Origin of the sequence: Bacillus sp. SIMBA_154, from assembly GCF_046536015.1 — a bacterium.
GTDB classification, from domain to species: Bacteria; Bacillota; Bacilli; order Bacillales; family Bacillaceae; genus Bacillus; species Bacillus pumilus_P.
In genome coordinates, this window is sequence record NZ_JAWJBV010000740.1 from 1 (window position 1) to 230 (window position 230).

The following is a 230-nucleotide window of genomic DNA, read 5'->3' on the forward strand; positions in this document are numbered from 1 at the left end:
GTACTGCTTCATGGATAGTCCAGGAAATGACCTCGAAAGCATTGCCGGACAGGTCGCGGCCGGAGCCAACCTAATTCTATTCACCACCGGAAATGGATCGATCACAAACTTCCCATTTGTTCCTACCATCAAAATTGTCACAACAACAGAGCGATTTGAACTGCTTGAGAGTGATATGGATTTCAACGCTGGTTCATTGATGGATGGCAAGCCGTTCCAAGAAGCTGTTG

General features: G+C 47.0%; 1 pseudogene. It reads left to right on the forward strand.

What is annotated here, in order from left to right:
* Nucleotides 1-230: pseudogene (locus R0K30_RS23835) on the forward strand (UxaA family hydrolase); the annotation flags it as partial.